General features: G+C 52.0%; 17 protein-coding genes and 1 tRNA gene. 15 read left to right on the plus strand and 3 right to left on the minus strand.

Annotated features, from left to right (window positions below; genetic code table 11):
- Positions 1-775 (minus strand): class I tRNA ligase family protein (locus Q0362_RS07435; RefSeq protein ID WP_298122023.1); only part of this gene is annotated, 775 nt, incomplete at its 3' end.
- A 304-nt stretch (positions 776-1,079) separates the two neighbouring features.
- Between Q0362_RS07435 and ileS the strand changes: the two genes are divergently transcribed.
- The 4 genes from ileS to ndk are packed head-to-tail and all read left to right on the plus strand — an operon-like array spanning position 1,080 to position 6,655.
- Positions 1,080-4,424: an isoleucine--tRNA ligase gene (ileS, locus tag Q0362_RS07440; protein ID WP_298122026.1), complete on the plus strand. Its 3,345-nt coding sequence runs from the start codon at positions 1,080-1,082 to the stop codon at positions 4,422-4,424.
- Positions 4,417-5,880 carry a Mur ligase family protein gene (locus Q0362_RS07445; RefSeq protein WP_366099788.1) on the plus strand — a complete coding sequence of 488 codons (1,464 nt, stop codon included), beginning with the start codon at positions 4,417-4,419 and terminating at the stop codon, positions 5,878-5,880. Before ileS ends, Q0362_RS07445 begins: the two co-directional genes overlap by 8 nt.
- Positions 5,877-6,236: a DUF4233 domain-containing protein gene (locus Q0362_RS07450; RefSeq protein ID WP_298122029.1), complete on the plus strand. Its 360-nt coding sequence runs from the start codon at positions 5,877-5,879 to the stop codon at positions 6,234-6,236. Before Q0362_RS07445 ends, Q0362_RS07450 begins: the two co-directional genes overlap by 4 nt.
- Positions 6,236-6,655 (plus strand): nucleoside-diphosphate kinase, encoded by a 420-nt coding sequence (gene ndk, locus Q0362_RS07455; RefSeq protein WP_298122032.1) that lies wholly within the window; start codon positions 6,236-6,238, stop codon positions 6,653-6,655. The genes Q0362_RS07450 and ndk overlap by 1 nt, the downstream gene beginning before the upstream one ends.
- Positions 6,656-6,717: 62 nt before the next feature.
- Here the strand turns inward: ndk and Q0362_RS07460 are convergent, their stop codons facing one another.
- Positions 6,718-8,178 (minus strand): DHA2 family efflux MFS transporter permease subunit, encoded by a 1,461-nt coding sequence (locus tag Q0362_RS07460; protein ID WP_298122037.1) that lies wholly within the window; start codon positions 8,176-8,178, stop codon positions 6,718-6,720.
- A gap of 2 nt (positions 8,179-8,180) precedes the next feature.
- Entirely contained in the window at positions 8,181-8,771 is a 591-nt protein-coding gene (locus tag Q0362_RS07465; protein WP_298122042.1) for a vitamin K epoxide reductase family protein, read from the minus strand.
- A 310-nt stretch (positions 8,772-9,081) separates the two neighbouring features.
- On the opposite strand from Q0362_RS07465, the gene Q0362_RS07470 reads away from it, so the two are divergent.
- The 11 genes from Q0362_RS07470 (at position 9,082) to Q0362_RS07520 (ending at position 18,699) form a co-directional block, all read left to right on the plus strand.
- A complete protein-coding gene (locus tag Q0362_RS07470; protein WP_298122045.1) occupies positions 9,082-11,412 on the plus strand; it encodes an Rne/Rng family ribonuclease in 2,331 nt (776 codons plus the stop codon).
- Positions 11,413-11,603: 191 nt separating this feature from the next.
- Complete coding sequence (rplU, locus tag Q0362_RS07475; protein WP_110233480.1) at positions 11,604-11,912, plus strand: 50S ribosomal protein L21; 309 nt, start codon at positions 11,604-11,606, stop codon at positions 11,910-11,912.
- An 18-nt stretch (positions 11,913-11,930) separates the two neighbouring features.
- Entirely contained in the window at positions 11,931-12,182 is a 252-nt protein-coding gene (gene rpmA, locus Q0362_RS07480; protein ID WP_096381303.1) for a 50S ribosomal protein L27, read from the plus strand.
- 104 nt (positions 12,183-12,286) lie between these two features.
- Positions 12,287-13,807 (plus strand): GTPase ObgE, encoded by a 1,521-nt coding sequence (gene obgE, locus Q0362_RS07485; protein WP_298122058.1) that lies wholly within the window; start codon positions 12,287-12,289, stop codon positions 13,805-13,807.
- On the plus strand, positions 13,797-14,582 hold the full coding sequence (proB, locus tag Q0362_RS07490) for a glutamate 5-kinase (RefSeq protein WP_298122060.1): 786 nt from the start codon (positions 13,797-13,799) through the stop codon (positions 14,580-14,582). Before obgE ends, proB begins: the two co-directional genes overlap by 11 nt.
- A gap of 22 nt (positions 14,583-14,604) precedes the next feature.
- A complete protein-coding gene (locus Q0362_RS07495) occupies positions 14,605-15,870 on the plus strand; it encodes a glutamate-5-semialdehyde dehydrogenase (protein WP_298122065.1) in 1,266 nt (421 codons plus the stop codon).
- A gap of 36 nt (positions 15,871-15,906) precedes the next feature.
- A complete protein-coding gene (locus tag Q0362_RS07500) occupies positions 15,907-16,101 on the plus strand; it encodes a hypothetical protein (protein ID WP_280800326.1) in 195 nt (64 codons plus the stop codon).
- 10 nt (positions 16,102-16,111) lie between these two features.
- Positions 16,112-16,711 (plus strand): nicotinate-nucleotide adenylyltransferase, encoded by a 600-nt coding sequence (gene nadD / locus Q0362_RS07505; protein WP_298122076.1) that lies wholly within the window; start codon positions 16,112-16,114, stop codon positions 16,709-16,711.
- Entirely contained in the window at positions 16,708-18,213 is a 1,506-nt protein-coding gene (locus Q0362_RS07510) for a hypothetical protein (RefSeq protein WP_298122081.1), read from the plus strand. Before nadD ends, Q0362_RS07510 begins: the two co-directional genes overlap by 4 nt.
- Positions 18,214-18,588, plus strand: a complete 375-nt coding sequence (gene rsfS, locus Q0362_RS07515) for a ribosome silencing factor (RefSeq protein WP_298122084.1) — start codon at positions 18,214-18,216, stop codon at positions 18,586-18,588. It abuts the gene before it with no gap.
- A gap of 38 nt (positions 18,589-18,626) precedes the next feature.
- A tRNA-Ala gene (locus Q0362_RS07520) sits at positions 18,627-18,699 on the plus strand.
- Positions 18,700-18,702: the final 3 nt, after the last annotated feature.

Below are 18,702 nucleotides of genomic sequence, written 5' to 3' on the forward strand. Positions count from 1 at the left end.
CGAGGGCAACACATGCAGGAAGGAGCTCAGGTCGGCTGGTCATGATCTCAATGTGACCGCCGTCAGGCTTGTGGAATGTCAGGCGGTGGTATGCACCAGGCATTTCCTTGTCTTCGAGCTCTGCCTGTGCCACTGCTGTACGGAAGGTGACATCCCACAAAGTAGGTGCCATTGCTTGGTAAGCCTCACCACGAGCATGGTTATTGATAAAGGCAAGTTGGCTGGTGGTGATGGTCTCGTCAGAGATTGTTCGGTAAGTCTGAGTCCAATCAACTGAAAGACCTAATTGACGCCATACATCTTCAAACTGCTTCTCATCTTCGACGGTGAGCTTCTCGCAGAGCTCAATAAAGTTCTTGCGGCTAATGGGAAGTTGATCTGCAGCCTTTGAGCTCTTGTTATCCCCACCTTCGAAAGGTGGGACAAAGTTCTCAACATAGGGGAGTGTGGGATCGCAACGAACCCCGTAGTAGTTCTGCACACGGCGCTCGGTAGGAAGACCATTGTCATCCCATCCAGCGGGGTAGAAAACTTCCTTGCCACGCATGCGCTGGAAACGAGCGATGACATCGGTGTGGGTGTAGCTGAAGACGTGGCCGATGTGAAGAGAACCAGAGGCGGTTGGGGGAGGCGTGTCAATGGAATAGACAGAGCCACGAGTCTGTCCATCTTTGCGGAAGCGGTAGAGACCTGACTCTTCCCATTTGGTATCCCAGAGAGTTTCGAGACCTTCAAGAGCCGGCTTATCAGGAACGTTCGCGGGCGTAATGGTCATGGGTATTTCTCGCTCTCTATGGGCGGCATCGCGTCATTGTAAGAAAACGGGTTGTTTACCTACTTGATGCCTCAAATGGTGATGTATCTACTGTACTAAAGCCCATAGAATGATGAGTAACAACACCGATCCGGCTATCACCGGGGAGTTTTCGGAAGAACAGCCTTCGGGCTTAGTAGAACCGAACGGGACGAGCCCGTTATTGCTCATGAATAAGCGGTGAGGTAACTCTCACAAGCTCAGGTGGTACCGCGGAAGAAATTTCGTCCTGGCACAGTGTTTTACTCAACAACTGGAGCCCTAAGTGACGTATCCCCGCCGTAACGCATTCGGACAGCAAACCGAGATCGTTCCTTCGCCGTCGTTCCCCGCCATTGAAGAGCAGATCCTTGCTTTCTGGGAAAAGGACAACACGTTCAAGGCCTCTATCGAGCAGCGTGCAGACGGTGACGAGTGGGTCTTCTATGACGGGCCTCCCTTTGCCAACGGACTTCCTCACTACGGGCACCTGCTCACGGGATATGCCAAGGACCTGTTCCCTCGCTACCAAACCATGCGTGGCAAGAAAGTTGATCGCCGATTCGGGTGGGACACTCACGGTCTTCCTGCGGAGCTGGAAGCAATGCGTCAGCTGGGTATTACTAAGAAAGAAGAAATTGAGGAGATGGGCATTGCTGCGTTCAACGCAGAAGCTCGTTCTTCCGTTCTTCGCTACACCGGCGAATGGGAACAATACGTCACCCGTCAGGCACGTTGGGTCGACTTCGAGAACGATTACAAGACCCTCGACATTTCATTTATGGAGTCGGTCATCTGGGCTTTCAAGCGTCTTTATGACAAGGGCTTGGCCTACGAAGGCTTCCGAGTTTTGCCTTATTGCTGGAACGATGAAACACCTTTGTCCAACCACGAACTTCGTATGGATGATGACGTTTATAAGATGCGTCAGGACCAGTCCGTAACCGTGACATTCCCGTTAACAGGGGATATGGCATCTGAACTTGGTATTTCTGGGGTTCGTGCCCTTGCCTGGACCACCACTCCATGGACTCTTCCCACCAACGCTGCTCTGGCAGTTGGTCCAGACATTCACTACGCCGTTGTTCCTGCAGGCCCCAATGGTGCTGCAGATGGTGCAGCGTGCTGTGAAGCCGACTACTTGATTGCTGTTGACCTCCTTGGCAACTATGCCAAGGACCTCGGATATGAAGACGCTGCCGCAGCAAAGGCAGAAGTAAAAAAGACGGTTATTGGCAAAGACCTAGACGGTGTTACCTATGACCGTCTGTGGGATTACTACGCCGATGACGAGGAATATCAAGAAAACGCCTGGCAGATTCTTGTCGCTGACTACGTCACCACCGCTGACGGTACAGGTGTTGTTCACCAGGCGCCTGCATACGGTGAAGAGGACCAGAAGGTCTGCGAAACCGCCGGAATCGGTGTTCGCGTTTCAGTCGATGACGGCGGAAAGTTCCTTTCTCGTTTCCCCGAAGTCGCTGGAATGCAGGTTTTCGAAGCCAACAAGCCTCTGACCAATCTGCTTCGTGAACAAGGCCGTCTGATGCGTGTTGCTTCCTACGAGCACAGCTATCCACACTGCTGGCGTTGCCGTCAGCCCTTGATTTATCGTGCTGTTTCTTCCTGGTTTGTTTCGGTCACTACTTTCCGTGACCGCATGGAAGAGCTCAACCAGCAGATTAATTGGGTTCCTGAGAACGTCAAGGACGGTCAGTTTGGCAAATGGGTGGCTAATGCTCGCGACTGGTCTATCTCACGTAACCGTTACTGGGGTTCACCCATTCCAGTGTGGAAGTCGGACAACCCTGAATATCCACGCATTGATGTCTATGGCTCCCTCGATGAATTAGAAGCGGACTTTGGCGTTCGCCCAACCGATTTACACCGCCCCTTCATCGATGAGCTGACTCGCCCAAACCCCGATGACCCCACCGGTCAATCCACGATGCGCCGCATCGAGGACGTGCTCGATGTGTGGTTTGACTCGGGTTCGATGCCCTTTGCCCAAGTTCACTATCCCTTTGAGAATGCTGACTGGTTCGATAGCCACAACCCCGCAGACTTCATCGTGGAGTACATCGGGCAGACACGTGGGTGGTTCTATACCCTCCACATTCTGGCAACCGCGTTGTTCGATCGCCCTGCTTTCAAGAACGTGGTCTCGCACGGAATTGTGCTTGGTAATGACGGACAGAAGATGTCTAAGTCATTGCGCAATTACCCGGATGTTTCCGAAGTCTTTAACCGTGATGGCTCAGATGCCATGCGCTGGTTCTTGATGAGTTCACCTGTACTTCGAGGTGGAAACCTCGTTGTGACGGAGGAAGGCATCCGTGAAGGTGTGCGTCAGCTTCTTCTTCCTCTGTGGAACAGCTATTACTTCTTCTCGCTCTATGCCAATGCTGATGGCTACGAAGCCACTTGGCGAACAGACAGCACTAATGTTTTGGACCGCTACCTCCTGGCGAAAACTCGCGACCTTATTCTCGAAGTCCAAGGACACTTGGATGCGTTGGACTCAACCAATGCTGCTGAGTCTCTGCGAAACTTCGCAGATGTTCTGACGAATTGGTATGTCCGTCGTTCACGTGATCGTTTCTGGACAGGTGGGGCTGAAGCTCAGCAAGCTTTCGACACCCTCTATACCGTTCTGGAAACACTCTGTCGTGTTGCTGCGCCTTTGTTGCCACTCGTGACGGAAAACATCTGGCAAGGCTTGACCGGTGGACGATCTGTTCACCTCGAAGACTGGCCAGTGGCTGAAACCTTCCCGGCAGACCCCGAGCTCGTTGCATCAATGGATGCTGTTCGTGAAATCACTTCTTCTTCGCTTGCCTTGCGAAAGAAGGTTGGATTGCGTGTTCGTCTGCCATTGGCAGACCTCACCGTTGTTTCTGCACTCTCTGATTCGTTGAGTTCTTTCAGTGACATCCTTCGTGATGAACTCAACGTCAAGCAGGTCACCTTGGTGCAGCTCACCGATGGTTCTGCTTCCGAATACGGCATCACTTCCAAATTGACCGTCAACGCTCGTGCTGCAGGTCCACGTTTAGGCAAGCAAGTACAGCAGATTATTCAGGCTGCTAAGGCTGGGGACTGGTCTGAGAACAATGGAATTGTGACTGCCGGAGGTGTTGACCTGGTGGAGGGGGAGTACGAACTCACTCTCGAGACTGGAGAAGGTGGTGAAAGTTCCCGCGCTCTGGCACTTCTCCCAGCGGGTGGTTTTGTATTGCTGGATACGGTCACCACGCCCGAACTTGAAGCTGAGGGCCTTGCTCGCGATGTGATCCGTGCTGTTCAAGACACACGTAAAGCTGCAGGCTTTGATGTCTCGGACCGTATTCATCTCAACGTGTTCTGTTTCTCCCAGGTAGATGCTGCAGCGCTCAAGATGAATACAGCTGCGGATATTGCCGCTGACACGTTAGCTACAGAGTTTGGTGTGCATGACCCTGCGTTCCATTCTGAACTTGCAAGCTTGATCGAGGCATCACCAGCGGAATGGTTGCCAGGAATGCTGACAACAGCACCCGAGCACTTCGCAGTGATTCCAGCAGGTCAGTATGCCAACGAGGGAAACTTTGTCGTAGCCGTTTCTCGCGTGAATCGAGTTGTCAATGTCTAGTGATGATCTGACACCAGGTGGTTTTGCCAATGGCGATTTCTCTTCTGATGATGATTACGAAGGAATCGACCCTGCAGAGATGGATGAATATTCACGTGCAGCCCAGTTGGTGTTCCAAGAACTTTCAGTTCGTCTAGGCGAAGGAAATCCTCAACCACGTTTAGAGCCCACTCGTCGTGTTGTTGAGCTTCTTGGTGATGTCCACCGCGCTTATCCGGTAATTCACATTGCCGGAACTAACGGAAAAACCACCACGGCAAGACTTATTGAAGGAATTCTTCGTTCCTACGGTCTCGCCACAGGTGTATTCACCTCGCCACATCTGGTTTCGTTCAACGAACGTATTCTGCTCGATGGTGTTCCTGTTCGTGACGACGTATTGGTGACCAACTGGCTAGATGTAAAGCCTTATGTTGAGCTCGTAGATGCAGAACTTGAGGCCAAAGGCGAACCACGTCTGACGTTCTTCGAAGTGATGACCATCCTGGCCTATGGCACTTTTGCGGATGCACCAGTTGATGTTGCCATTGTTGAAGCTGGTTTGGGTGGAGAGTGGGATTCCACCAACGTCGCTGATGGTGTTGTTGCTGTGTTTACGCCCATTGCTCTCGATCACACCGATCGTTTGGGCAAGGATCTTGACGCTATCGCTCGCACGAAGTCAGGGATTATTAAGCCCTCTGCCATGGTGGTCTCAGCTGCTCAGGATCCTATTGTTCGGGCTGTTCTTGAAGAAGCCGTCGATCTCACTGAATCCACGCTGACCTTCGTTTCCGCCACAGAGAACCCTGAAGTGGGTAATCCCATAGCGGTGGTTTCACGCGCCGTTGCCGTTGGCGGACAGCTCATCTCTATCCAAGGTGCTGCGGGACGTTATGACGATCTGTTCCTAGCTTTGTATGGCGATCATCAAGCAGAGAATGCAGCATTAGCAATTGCTGCAGTTGAAGCATTCCTTGGTGGAGCTTCCCAGTCATTAGAACAAGCAGTTCTGGATGAGGCCTTTGCCACAGTGTCATCTCCAGGTCGTCTGCAGCTTGTAGCTGCTGATCCGACGGTTTTGGTCGATGCTGCTCACAATCCACACGGTGCTGCTTCTCTAGCCAAAGCGCTTGAGTCGTACTTCACATTTGATGACATCACCGTGGTGTTAGCCATCTTCGAAGATAAGGATGCTCAGGGCATCATTGACGCATTGGCGCCTCTCGCTACTCGTTTCATTGTGACCACTGCACCCTCTGAGCGTTCTCGTCCTGCTCGTGAACTTGGATTCTTGGTCGCTGACAAGGTTGGAGACGACAAGGTGTTTGTCGAGCCTGATCCTGTTGTTGCTTTAGCAATGGCTCGTGGCTATGCGGCTAACTCAGAAAAGGGAGCGGTCGTCGTGACAGGATCCATCACTTTGGTGGGTCTAACAGTCGGTCTTGCCGCTGAGACGCAAGGATGGACTTTGTGAGCACATCTCGAGCACCCCGCCAGCGATCAGCTCAAACGTCCCTCGGGCAGGTCGTCCTTGGGTTTGAGCTCATTGTTGTGGGACTTGCAGCACTGACCATTTTTGGTTTGGGTGCTTTGCCGCCAGCACTAGCGCTCGGTGGTGGGGCAGCTGTGTGCTTATTGATGCTTGCCACTATCGCTCTCATGATGAAGTACAAATGGGCCTTCATCCTGGGGTGGGCTATTCAAGCCATCATCGTGATCTCGGGCTTTGCCGTCACCATGTTGTTTTTGATTGGTGCTGTATTTGCTGGAATTTGGGCCTTTGCAATGACATCGGGCGCCAAACTTGACTCTCAAAAGAAAGAAAACTGATGACAACTATTGAAGAAACTCTTGTCCTGGTAAAGCCTGATGGTGTTGCCCGCGGGCTCACCGGTGAAATTCTTCGCCGTATCGAGGCAAAAGGTTATGCCCTCGTAGATATTCGTCTCGTGCAGGCAGATCGCGAACTTCTGGGGAAGCACTACGAAGAGCACGTTGGAAAGCCTTTTTATGAACCTCTCGTGAGCTTCATGGAATCGGGTCCAGTCGTGGCAATTCGCCTTGCAGGTAACCGCGTGATCGAGGGTTTCCGAAGCCTTGCAGGCACAACGGATCCGACTACTGCTGCACCTGGCACCATTCGTGGTGACCTAGGTCGGGACTGGGGTCTTGCAGTTCAGCAGAACCTGGTGCACGGTTCTGATTCTCCAGAATCAGCTGTACGTGAACTGGCTCTGTGGTTCAACTAAACACAGCACTTACAGAAGAAGCCCCCGCTCATGCAGGGGCTTCTTTGTTTTAAAGACTTCTTCTAGTGCTGAAGTTCACGTGCCATTTCTTCGGTACTGGCTGGACGCTTGAGGATGACGGCAATTGCAATGAGCCCAAGTGAAGCAATAGCACCAATCAAGAATGCTGATCGCATACCGCCTGCGAGAGCTTCGACATCACTGGCTCCACCGTCCCTTAGTCCGGCAGAGATGATGGTCATCACCGTGACGAACAACGCTGTGCCAGCAGCACCAGCAAGCTGTTGCAAAGTTCCAATAGTGGCGCTTGCGTAACTGTAGAGCTGGGGTGGAACTGAACTCAGCGACAGTGCGAAGAGGGGAGTGAACAAGAATGCCAATCCCACGCTCAGTAATGAATAGCTACCGAACACAAACCAGATAGAGGTCTGTGTTCCAAATGTCGTCATGGTCCAAAAAGCAACGCTGACGGCAATCGAGCCGGGGATGAGAAGTCGTTGTGGTCCGTGCTTGTCATACATGCGCCCGACCACTGGCCCGAGGAGACCCATAGCGAGTCCACCGGGAAGCATCATCAGACCTGTTGTGAGAGGTTCAACACCGAGAACATTCTGCATGTAGATAGGAATAAGAATTCCTGCACCAAACAAAATCATCATTCCGAGGCCCATGATTCCCATTGCTTCAGTGAAGGAACGCGAACGGAAGGTTCGGAGATCGAGAAGTGCGGAGTCTGTCTTTTGGAGACGCGCTTGACGCTGCAAGAACAGAGCAAAGAAAACGACGCCAATTCCCAATGGAATCCATGGTGAGAGTGTGGCAACGCCTCGAGCTGCATCGGCGAAGGAACTCAGGCCGTAAATCAGGCCAGAGAAAGCAAAGGCGCTCAAGATGACGGAAATGACATCAATAGGAATCTTGCGTGGTTCTTGGCTGTTTGAGATGCGAATGGTTCCGATAATCAAGGTCACGATGCCAATAGGCAACATGATCCAGAACAGCCAACGCCAATCCAACACACTCAACACCAGGCCAGAGAAGGCCGGGCCCAGAGCCGGAGCAGCAGAAAGAACCAACGAGATGTTTCCGTTGATGCGGCCTCGTAAATGCTCGGGAACGAGAACCATCACGGTAGTCATCAACAGGGGCATCATGATGGCTGTGCCGCTAGCTTGCAGGATGCGACCCATCAGGAGGACAAAAAAGTCCTGAGAAAGTGCAGCAACGAGTGTTCCTGTCGTGAAGAACGTCATTGCTGCGATGTACATCGGTTTCGTTGAGAACCGTTGAAGCAGGAAACCTGTCGTAGGGATAATCACTGCCATGGTCAGCATGTATGCAGTGTTCAGCCATTGACCAGTACTGGGCTGAATGTTCAGCTGCTCCATGATCTGGGGGAGAGCTACACCGAGTGCCGTCTCATTGAGAAATACGACAAAGGTCGACACCATAATGACGCCAAGGATGACCTTGTGTCGGGGGTCGAGCTTGTCGGAAACAGCAGTTGATTCCGAGGTAGACATTGTTACAGCGTAGCGACCCAGTTGAGAACGAATTGTGCGATCACGGCTTCAATCAAGAAACTCACCAAAATGATGATGGCAACCCAGCTCAACAGGGTTGACCCGAGTTTTTGAGCTTTGGATCCCCACACCCCATTTTTCATTGTCCAGAAGGTCACAACCCAGAACAATGGGATGGTGGCGGACCAGGTAACCATGCACCAGGGGCACAGAGTTCCTAAAACAAAAACAGACTGGCTAAACAGCCAAATAACGAACGCTAAGGCGATAGCCGCCCCCAGATTGAGTCCGCGCCAGAACCAATTGGCATAACGCGCACCAGCAAACATGCTCACACCAATGGTGATCACGACGGACCACGCCATCAGGCCAATGAGAGGGTTGGGGAAGCCCAACAGAGAGCCTTGCCATGAAGCCAAGTTCTTCCCACATTGAACGATCACGCTGTAATCGCAGGAAGCTGCCTCATCGGGGAAGAGGAGTTTGTGAATCTTCTCAACAGTGAGCGCAAAAGCTGCCGTAAGTCCTACAAGTCCAGAAAGGATCAAGAAAAGAGGAAAGCCAACGGGTCTTTGTGTTTCAGCTGAAGTCATGCTCACCTCTTCATTATGGCTGGACTACCTTTGAAAACACTCAGGAACCACACAGCGGGTGGAAACCTGACATACTGGTAACAGTGCGAAGGCGATGGCCTCGCGCGACGTGACAAACAAGACTTTGCATAACAACGGTTATGCGCACGGGAGATCACCGCGATCGCCCGCCACAGATCCAGAGCTACAAGCCGGAATCAGTGGGAAGACACACAAGATTTATAGCCAGAATTCTTCGGATTTCTGCAAACGAGAATAGTTACATCCCCGTGACGCGGTGACGCAGGGGGTAACGGGGAGTACACCACTGATGGTGAATAACACCGAAAATGAAGACAACAACGTCGAAGAATTTGTGACAGAAGTTGTTTCTGAAGCCGTTGAAGTTGCTGAAGACATCGTGGCCGAAGCAGTAGTAGTCGCTGAAGCTATTGTTGCCGAAGCAGAAGAGGTTGCGACCGAAATCGTGGCTGAAGCAGAAGCTGAAGCTGTAGTCATCGAAGTAGCTGCTGAAATCATCGCAGAGGCAGTCGTAGAAGCAGTTGCTGAGCCCAAGGTGGAGTACCCCACTTTTGAGGCCAAAGAGGTAACTGATTTATTCTTCTTTGCTCCAAACCTTCCTGGTTCTGAAGGCCGCATCCCCACTCGTGATGGTCGTGATCGACTTGAAGACCGTCGTCCGACCCGAAATAACCGTCCAGAGCGTGGCGCTTTCGGTCAGGTTGAAGACGACACAGCTGATGGCAGCACGGTTCGTCGCCGAGTTCGTCAGCGCCAAGGTGAAAACCGTGAAATTCAGGATGATTCAGGCAACACTGTTGTGCGAATCCGCACTCCACGTGCACCAGAACTGATCACAGAACCTCAGCGCATCAAGGGTTCAACTCGTCTTGAAGCAAAAAAGCAACGCCGTCGTGATGGCCGTGATGCTGGTCGCCGTCGAACTGTCGTGACGGAAAGCGAGTTCCTCGCTCGTCGTGAAGCTGTCGATCGCGCCATGATTGTTCGCGAAAAAGAAGACCGCGTCCAAATTGGTGTTCTCGAGGACAATGTTCTCGTCGAGCACTATGTTGCTCGTGCTTCTGAAGCTAGCCTCATCGGCAACGTTTATCTCGGTAAGGTACAGAACGTTCTACCTTCGATGGAAGCGGCTTTCGTGGATATTGGTCGCGGTCGTAACGCAGTTCTGTATTCGGGTGAAGTTGATTGGGATTCCGTAGAAACCGGGAACCAGCCTCGCAAGATTGAGAATGCACTGAAGCCAGGAGACAAGGTTCTCGTTCAGGTCACGAAGGACCCCGTTGGTCAAAAGGGTGCCCGCTTGACCTCTCAGGTTTCATTGCCTGGACGCTACTTGGTTTATGTTCCTAACGGCTCGATGAACGGGATTAGCCGCAAGCTTCCAGACACCGAGCGCACTCGCCTCAAGCGCATTCTCAAGGAAGTACTTCCAGAGAATGTGGGAGTTATTGTTCGTACTGCTGCCGAAGGTGCAACGGAAGAACAGCTCACCGTTGATGTACAGCGTCTTACTCAGCAATGGGAAGAGATTTCTCGCAAGGTTGAGACCGACAATGCTCCGGCCATCCTGCACAGTGAGTCTGATCTCTTGATCAAGATTGTTCGTGATGTTTTCAATGAAGACTTCCACCGCATGATCATTCAGGGAGATATTGCCAAGGGCACTATTGAGAGTTACCTCAACCAGGTGGCTCCTGAACTACTCGAGCGCGTTTCCGCATACGAAGGAAACCGTGACGCCTTTGATGAATACCGCATCACTGAGCAAATTGAGAAGGCACTTGACCGTAAGGTATGGCTACCTTCAGGTGGTTCACTCGTTATTGACCGCACCGAAGCAATGACCGTTGTTGACGTCAACACCGGCAAGTTCGTCGGTTCTGGTGGAAACCTTGAAGAGACCGTTACCAAGAACAACTTGGAAGCGGCCGAAGAAATCGTTCGTCAACTGCGTCTTCGTGACATCGGCGGCATCATCGTGGTCGACTTCATCGATATGGTTCTCGAAACCAACCGTGATCTTGTTCACCGTCGACTGATCGAATGCTTGTCTCGCGACCGTACCAAGCACCAAGTTGCAGAGGTAACTTCTCTCGGCCTGGTTCAGATGACTCGTAAGAAGCTAGGTCTTGGCTTGTTGGAGACTTTCTCCGAGGCATGCCAGGTGTGTGCTGGACGTGGTGTCATTGTTCATCACGAACCAGTGACACGTGCGGGAAATAACGGCGAATCAAATGCCGCAGAACCTCGTCGTCGTTCCAAGGGACGCGGAGGAGATAAACCAGCTGCTGCAGCAGTTGTGGCTCACCCAATCCCTGAGGGCGCGAAGAACGCACTTGCTCAGATTGCGGCAAGCACTCTGGGGCATTCCACTGAAGATCACGTAGACGCAGAAACTTCTGAAGAAATCGTTGAAATTCTAGATATCCCAGTTGTCTCTTCAGGCAAGGGGCGTAAACCCCGTGTTTCGGCGGAAAAGGCCGAAGTTATTCTCGAAAACGTCCTCGAAGCTCTGCCAGAGCCTAAAGCTGCCGGTCAGGGTCGTGGACGTTCACGTCGAGTTTCTACTGCAAATATCTCCACTGGTGAGGGCTCTGCGAGTCCAGAAAGTGATTCATAACGCAGTAGGGGAGTAATCCCGCTCACACGCCGGTCTTGTTGGTTTGACCACAGTGCGAGAAGTGGCTATTCTTGAACCTTGGTGCTCGTTCGATTCTGAGCGTGATTGCCCCAATCTTCTGCGGATAGTCCGGTTAGCCCAGGAAATCAACGCAGAAACAATTCATTAGCTTTAAGAAATTAGGTAGCAAAGTGGTTTACGCAGTAGTGCGCTCCGGCGGTCGCCAGGAAAAGGTAGAGGTCGGCACCATTGTCACAATGGACCGTGTCAAGGCTGACAAGTCTGGCTCCATCGAGCTTCCCGCAGTTCTCCTCGTTGACGGCGACAAGATCACCGCTGACCAGGCATCGCTGGCAAAGGTCAAGGTAACCGCTACGGTTCTCAACGACCTTCGCGGCCCCAAGATCATCATCCAGAAGTACAAGAACAAGACCGGTTACAAGAAGCGTCAGGGCCACCGTCAGGAGCTCACACGCGTTCAGATCACCGGCATCAAGTAAGGCCTAGGAGAGACTCAGATGGCACATAAAAAGGGTGCGAGCTCCACTCGCAACGGTCGTGACTCCAACGCACAGCGCCTCGGCGTAAAGCGCTTCGGTGGTCAGAAGGTTCTTGCCGGCGAAATCATCGTTCGTCAGCGTGGCACTCACTTCCACCCCGGCGTTAACGTCGGCCGTGGTGGCGATGACACTCTCTTCGCCCTCGCAGCTGGTGCTGTTGAGTTCGGTAACAAGGGTGGCCGCAAGGTCGTCAACATTGTGACTGTCTAACACCAGCACATACAGCTTTAGAGGAAGGGCGAGCTTTTTAGCTCGCCTTTTCCTATTTACATCCGCAACACAATCGCCTGAGCATCGGCAGAAAAGGAGCAGACATGGCAACGTTTGTCGATAACGTCACCCTGCACCTCAAAGCCGGTCACGGTGGAAATGGCTGTGTGTCAGTCAAGCGCGAGAAGTTCAAGCCTTTGGCTGGTCCTGATGGCGGCAACGGCGGAGATGGCGGAGATATTGTTCTCTTCTCAGACCCCCAAGTCACCACTCTGCTGAGCTATCACCGCGCCCCTCACATCAACTCTCCTCACGGTGGCCCTGGCATGGGCGATCACCGTCAAGGTTTCAAGGGTGAAGAACTCGTTCTTTCAGTTCCAGTCGGAACCGTGGTCAAGGACCCAGACGGCACCGTGATTGCCGATATGAACGTTCCTGGTATGCGTGTTGTTGTTGCGCCTGCTGGTCAGGGTGGCCTAGGAAACTCAGCCTTGTCTTCCACGAAGCGTAAAGCTCCTGGTTTCGCGCTTCTGGGAACAAAGGGCTTCGAGGGTGACGTCATGCTCGAGCTCAAGACGCTTGCTGACGTGGCTTTGGTTGGCTACCCCTCTGCTGGAAAGTCCTCTTTGGTTGCTGCACTCTCAGCTGCACGTCCCAAGATTGCGGATTACCCGTTCACAACCTTGCACCCCAATTTGGGTGTGGTTCAAGCTGGTGAGGTTCGCTACACCATCGCAGACGTCCCAGGTTTGATTGAGGGAGCCTCCGAGGGCAAGGGCTTAGGTCTCGAGTTCCTCCGTCACGTAGAGCGCTGTACGGCACTTCTGCACGTGATTGACTGTGCAACCCTTGATCCAGGCCGCGACCCTTTATCTGACCTCGACGTGATTCTGGGCGAACTAGCCGCATATCCCGTCCCAGGAGATCAGGTTCCCTTACTTGATCGTCCTCAGCTCATTGCGTTGAACAAGGTTGATGTTCCTGATGCCAAAGACTTGGCAGATATGGTTCGCCCTTACCTTGAAGAACGCGGCTACCGGGTCTTTGAAATCTCTGCCGTCTCTCACGAAGGTTTGCGTCAACTTTCCTTCGCTCTTGCAGAGCTCGTTGAGCAGGGTCGTAAGGAAGCGCTTGCGAATGAAGTAATTCCTGTGATCATGTTGCGTCCACGTGCTGTGGATGACCAGGGATACATTATTCGCGTTGAAGGCGGTTCCGGCGGAAACATCTACCGCGTCATTGGTGCAAAGCCCGAACGCTGGGTGGAACAAACCGACTTCAATAACGAAGAAGCTGTGGGATACCTCGCTGACCGTCTTGCAAAGGCTGGCGTTGAAGACATGCTCTTTAAGAAGGGTGCAGTCGCGGGTTCTACTGTCATCATCGGTGAAGGTAATGGTCTTGTCTTTGACTGGGAGCCCACCATGACCTCAGCTGCAGAATTGATGACCGGTCCTCGTGGAACAGACGACCGCCTCAACCAAAACAATCGTCGTACCAATAAGGAACGACGTGATGAGTATTACGACCTCATGGACGCCAAGCAGGAGGCTCGTGAAGAGCTTGTTCGGGAACGCGATGCAGGTCTCTGGCAGGTAGATGACGAGATTGCAGATGAGAGTTAGTAGTCGTCAAGATATTCCTGCTGCTCGCAGGATTGTGGTTAAAGTTGGTTCTTCATCCATCAGTGGTGAGAACGCACACCAAATCAAGACCTTGGTTGAAGCTTTAGCGGAAGCTCATGGCCGCGGAACCGAAGTTGTGCTGGTTTCCTCTGGAGCTATGGCTACTGGTTTTCCATATATCAACCTCACGTCACGCCCAACGGACCTTCCCACGTTGCAGGCTGCTGCTGCTGTTGGACAGAGCCGATTGATGGTTCGTTATCAAGAACTTCTTGATCACTCCAACATTGTTGCTGGCCAAGTTTTGCTGACCTCAGGTGACTTTGAAAATGACAGCACACGGTCCAATGCTGCCTTGGCAATGGAGAAGCTACTGGAGCTTCGTGTGCTACCGATTGTGAACGAAAACGACACCGTAGCAACCCAAGAGATTCGTTTTGGTGACAACGACCACCTGGCAGCTTTGGTAGCTCAGCTCGTGAATGCAGATGTGCTTGTGTTGCTTTCAGATGTCGATGGTATCTATACCAAGCCTCCTGCGGAGCCCGGAGCTGAGCGCATTGAACTCGTTCCGTTCGGCCATCTTCTAGACCACGTGGAGTTCGGTTCCATTGGTTCAGCTGGTGTGGGCAGCGGGGGAGCAGGCACCAAGGCTGCTGCTGCCCAATTTGCAGCAGAATCGGGGACTGCCGTTCTGATTACACATGCAGCGTTAGTATCTTCCGCTCTTCGTGGTGACAACGTGGGTACCTGGTTCGACGCCTCCGCTGAATAATTCCCTTCTGTAGCATTGAGTTATGGCTATCCCCACACTTTCTCCTGCATTAGTCTCCAAGCTAGAAGCTTCTCAGACCGCATCTCGAGCCTTGGCAACTCTGACCACTGCTCAGAAGAACGCTGCCCTCTCCGCTATTGCTGATGTGATTGATGCGAATCAAAGTTCGATTTTGGCTGCCAATGCCCTCGACATAGCAGCAGGGGAATCCAATGGCATGACTGCTGGCCTGTTGGATCGTCTTCGATTTACCCCAGAGCGCCTGACCTCCTTGGCTCAAGCTGTTCGTGATGTGATCTCTCTTCCCGATCCTGTCGGTGTTGTCGTGCGTGGAAATGACATGCCTAATGGAATTCACCTCAGTCAGGTACGTGTCCCTTTCGGTGTCGTAGGGGCAATCTATGAAGCTCGACCCAATGTCACGGTTGATATTGCTGCGTTGTGTATCAAGAGTGGAAACGCGTCAGTTCTTCGAGGTGGTTCCGCTGCGGAAAACACCAACACAGTTTCCGTCGGCTTGATTCAACAAGCTTTGGTCTCGGTAGGACTTCCCGCGGAGGCAGTTCAAAGCATTGATGAATTAGGTCGCGAAGGCGCTACCCAGCTCATGGCAGCTCGTGGGTATGTTGATGTTCTCATTCCCCGTGGATCAGCGAATTTGATTAACGCAGTTGTGTTGGAATCTAAAGTTCCCGTCATTGAAACCGGTGCTGGTGTAGTCCACCTCGTTATTGACGAGAGTGCTGAAATCTCCCAGGCGGTTGAGATCGCTCACAACTCAAAAGTTCAACGTCCGAGTGTGTGCAATTCCTTAGAGACACTCATTGTTCTCGACACAGTTGCTCCACGAGCTCTGCCCCCGATTCTGACCAGATTGGTTGAGGCAGGTGTCACACTCAAGGGTGATGCCAGAACCCGTGAGATATTTCCCGCTGCTGGTGTCGCTACAGATGAAGATTATGCAACTGAGCACATGAGTCTTGAAATGAACGTCAAAGTAGTTTCTGACCTCGATGAGGCTATTTCACACATTCGACGATTCTCCACCAAGCACACCGAGTCAATCTTGACAAACAACGTTGCTCACGCTGACAAATTCCTTGCGGAAGTTGATGCAGCGGTAGTGATGGTGAACGCATCAACACGCTTCACAGACGGTGGAGAGTTTGGTTTCGGCGCAGAAGTGGGAATCTCAACCCAGAAACTTCATGCTCGTGGCCCTATGGGGCTTCCTGAACTCACCTCAACCAAGTGGTTGGTCCGTGGTTCTGGGCAAATTCGCCACTAGACTTTTATTAGTAACCAACACACACGTGGAGTAACAATGAACGCTGTAGAAATTCTGGCAAACGCCGAAGGTCACGAGAGCTTCCCTCTCGTTATTCCTGCAATCGCATTCGCGATTATCGCTGCCGGTTTCTTCACCTTCCTTGGCTTGGTTACTTACAGCTACAAGGACGTTGCAGCCCGTCACCGTCAGAAGTGGTCTGACGCTAGCGACCACGCAGCTCACCACTAAGCGAATTCATATGACCGTTCACGGTCAACACTCTCGTATTGGTGTTCTTGGTGGCACATTCGATCCGCCACAAAACGGCCATTTAGCAGTTGCTGGCGCCGTTCTTGAACGACTTGACTTAGATCACATTCTCTTCGTGCCTGCAGGCGACCCGTGGCAAAAGAACGAGGAAGCTACCTCTTCACAACGGTCAGAAATGGTCAAACTCGCCATTGCGGGGCAGGAAAATTTCTCTGTTAGTTCAGTCGATGTAGACAGGCCAGGACCGACATACACAGTCGATACTTTGCGAGATTTAGCGAAGATCTATTCCGGTGCAGAACTCTTTTTCATTCTCGGCGACGAAGCTTTTGAGAGCATTCATACCTGGAAAGACTATGAAGAATTGGCTTCTTTGGCCGCCTTTGTTGTCGTTTCTCGCCACGGCACACACCCAGAAGTTCCCGCAAAGCTTTCACCCAGCGTAAACTTGCTAGAAATATCGACTTTGCCGATTTCGTCCACGCAGTGCCGTGAACAAATTGCGAATGGACTCTCACTTGAAGGTCTTGTTCCAGGCCCAGTCGCTGAGTACATTCAAGAACATCAGTTGTATCGGAGAAATGCGTGAGTGGTGATACTCCCGAGATCGTCCTGAACGAATTCGGTGACCTTTCGCGCAAAGCTCGTCGTGAGCTAGAAGCACGAGGCATCGATCCTGACACTGCTGTTGTTGAATACATCGCAGCAACCGGACAGATTCCTGTCATCACACCAGAAACTGCTGCCGCTGCCAACGCAGAAGCACAAGCAGAAGCTGCTGCAGCACGTCTGGATGAAGCGCCTTCTATCGAGACGTCTGAGCCCGTCCAGGTTACTGTTTCTGAAACAGTTCAGACCCAGCCTGTTGTTGAAAATGTCGTGCCACCTGTTTCTGTACCAGTGACGGCAGCTGAAACTGGTCCCATTGAGCCGCTGACAGTAGCTCCTGCTCTAGATTCAGGTTCCTTATCTGCTGTTGAAGAAACACTGGCAGCCGTTTCTGATCAAACAGGGGAAATAGTAACTTCTGGTTTTGATTCACTTGTCAATGTCGAAACTACTGATGTTCCTACAGGTCCTTCTAAGGGTGAAGCGCGACGTCTAGCTCGCAAGGAAAAAAAGGCTCAGGCACTCGAAGCTAAAGCCCAGAAGGCCGCCGCAGCTCAGGAAGCTAAAGAAACTGCTGCGCGAGAAGCTGAACAAGCACGAGCAGACAAAGCAGCCCAGCTTGAACTAGACAAAGAATTAGCTCAAACCCACGCACGTGAAGCTGAAGAAGCACAAGCAGAATTAGCTCGAGAAGAAGAACTCGCTAAAGCACGTGCTGCAGAAGAGGCAGAAGACGCTCGTATTGAAGCAGAACGTCTTGCTTTAGCTGCTGAGGAAGAGGCTCGAGCTGCTGAGGCGAGAAAGGCTGAAAAAGCCGCTGAGGCGCTTGCTCAAGCAGAAGCAGAAGCTGAAGCTGCGGCTCAAGCCTCCATCGCAGAGCAAGAAGTAATCGAAGACACCATCATTCCTGTGCTTGACGCAGAGGAAGATGATGAAGACGGTGAAGAAGAACTTGAACCGCAAACCATCTCAGAAGCCACAGCAGCTATTGCTATCGCTGAAGCTGTAGCAGCTGCTGAGGCAGTTGTTGAGGCGGGCGAAGTAAGTATTGAATACGGCAACCTTGCCAATGCTGTCCCTGCAACTACGGGATCAATCTCCGTCATCAGTAACGCACTTATCTTGCCGACACTTCCTGAGACCACAGGTTCAATAGCTCCCATCAACCCCACTGGTGAAATCGTCATCACGGGTTCTATATTGATCCCCTCTTCGGTTTCTCAGGTTGGTGCAAACCTTGAGAACCTGGACACATCAGAAATCGATGTCATCAGGGATGAAGATGAAGTCGCACCCACCCAGGGAATGGCCCCAGTTTCTGCAGCATCAGCTGTCTCCGCATACAACATCTCAAACAGCGTAGTCACGACTCCTCGTGGCATGAACGAACGTCTGCCTTTCATCCTCTCCATCACAGCTGCCGGTTTAGCTGTAGGAGTGGTTGCTTTATTCGTTGCCGGTTATTTCTTAGGACTGTTCTAATTGGCTGCTACTGAAAACGCCCACCGTCTGCTTCAAATTGCTGCGAAAGCTGCAGATGAAAAGGGTGGCTTTGATCAAGTTGCTCTCGACATCTCAGAGCCGCTTCCTTTAGTCGACATCTTCCTTCTCGTCACGGGTCGCAACGAGCGCAACGTCATCGCAATTTCTAACGAAATTGAAGACAAGATGATCGAAGCTGGTGTGAAGACGATTCGCCGTGAAGGTCGTGCAGAAGGTCGTTGGATTCTTCTTGATTTTGGTGACCTTGTTGTTCACGTCTTCCATGAAGAAGAGCGCATGTATTACGGTCTTGAGCGTCTCTGGAAGGATTGTCCTGCAATCCCTCTTGAATTCGTTCAGCACACTGAGGTGTAGTAATCTAAACAAGTTGTCTCGCAGTGATGCGAGGTTCCGGGTCTGTGGCGCAGCTGGTAGCGCACCTGCATGGCATGCAGGGGGTCAGGGGTTCGAGTCCCCTCAGATCCACAA

The sequence above is a fragment of the uncultured Aurantimicrobium sp. genome, assembly GCF_936931525.1.
Taxonomy (GTDB): domain Bacteria; phylum Actinomycetota; class Actinomycetes; order Actinomycetales; family Microbacteriaceae; genus Aurantimicrobium.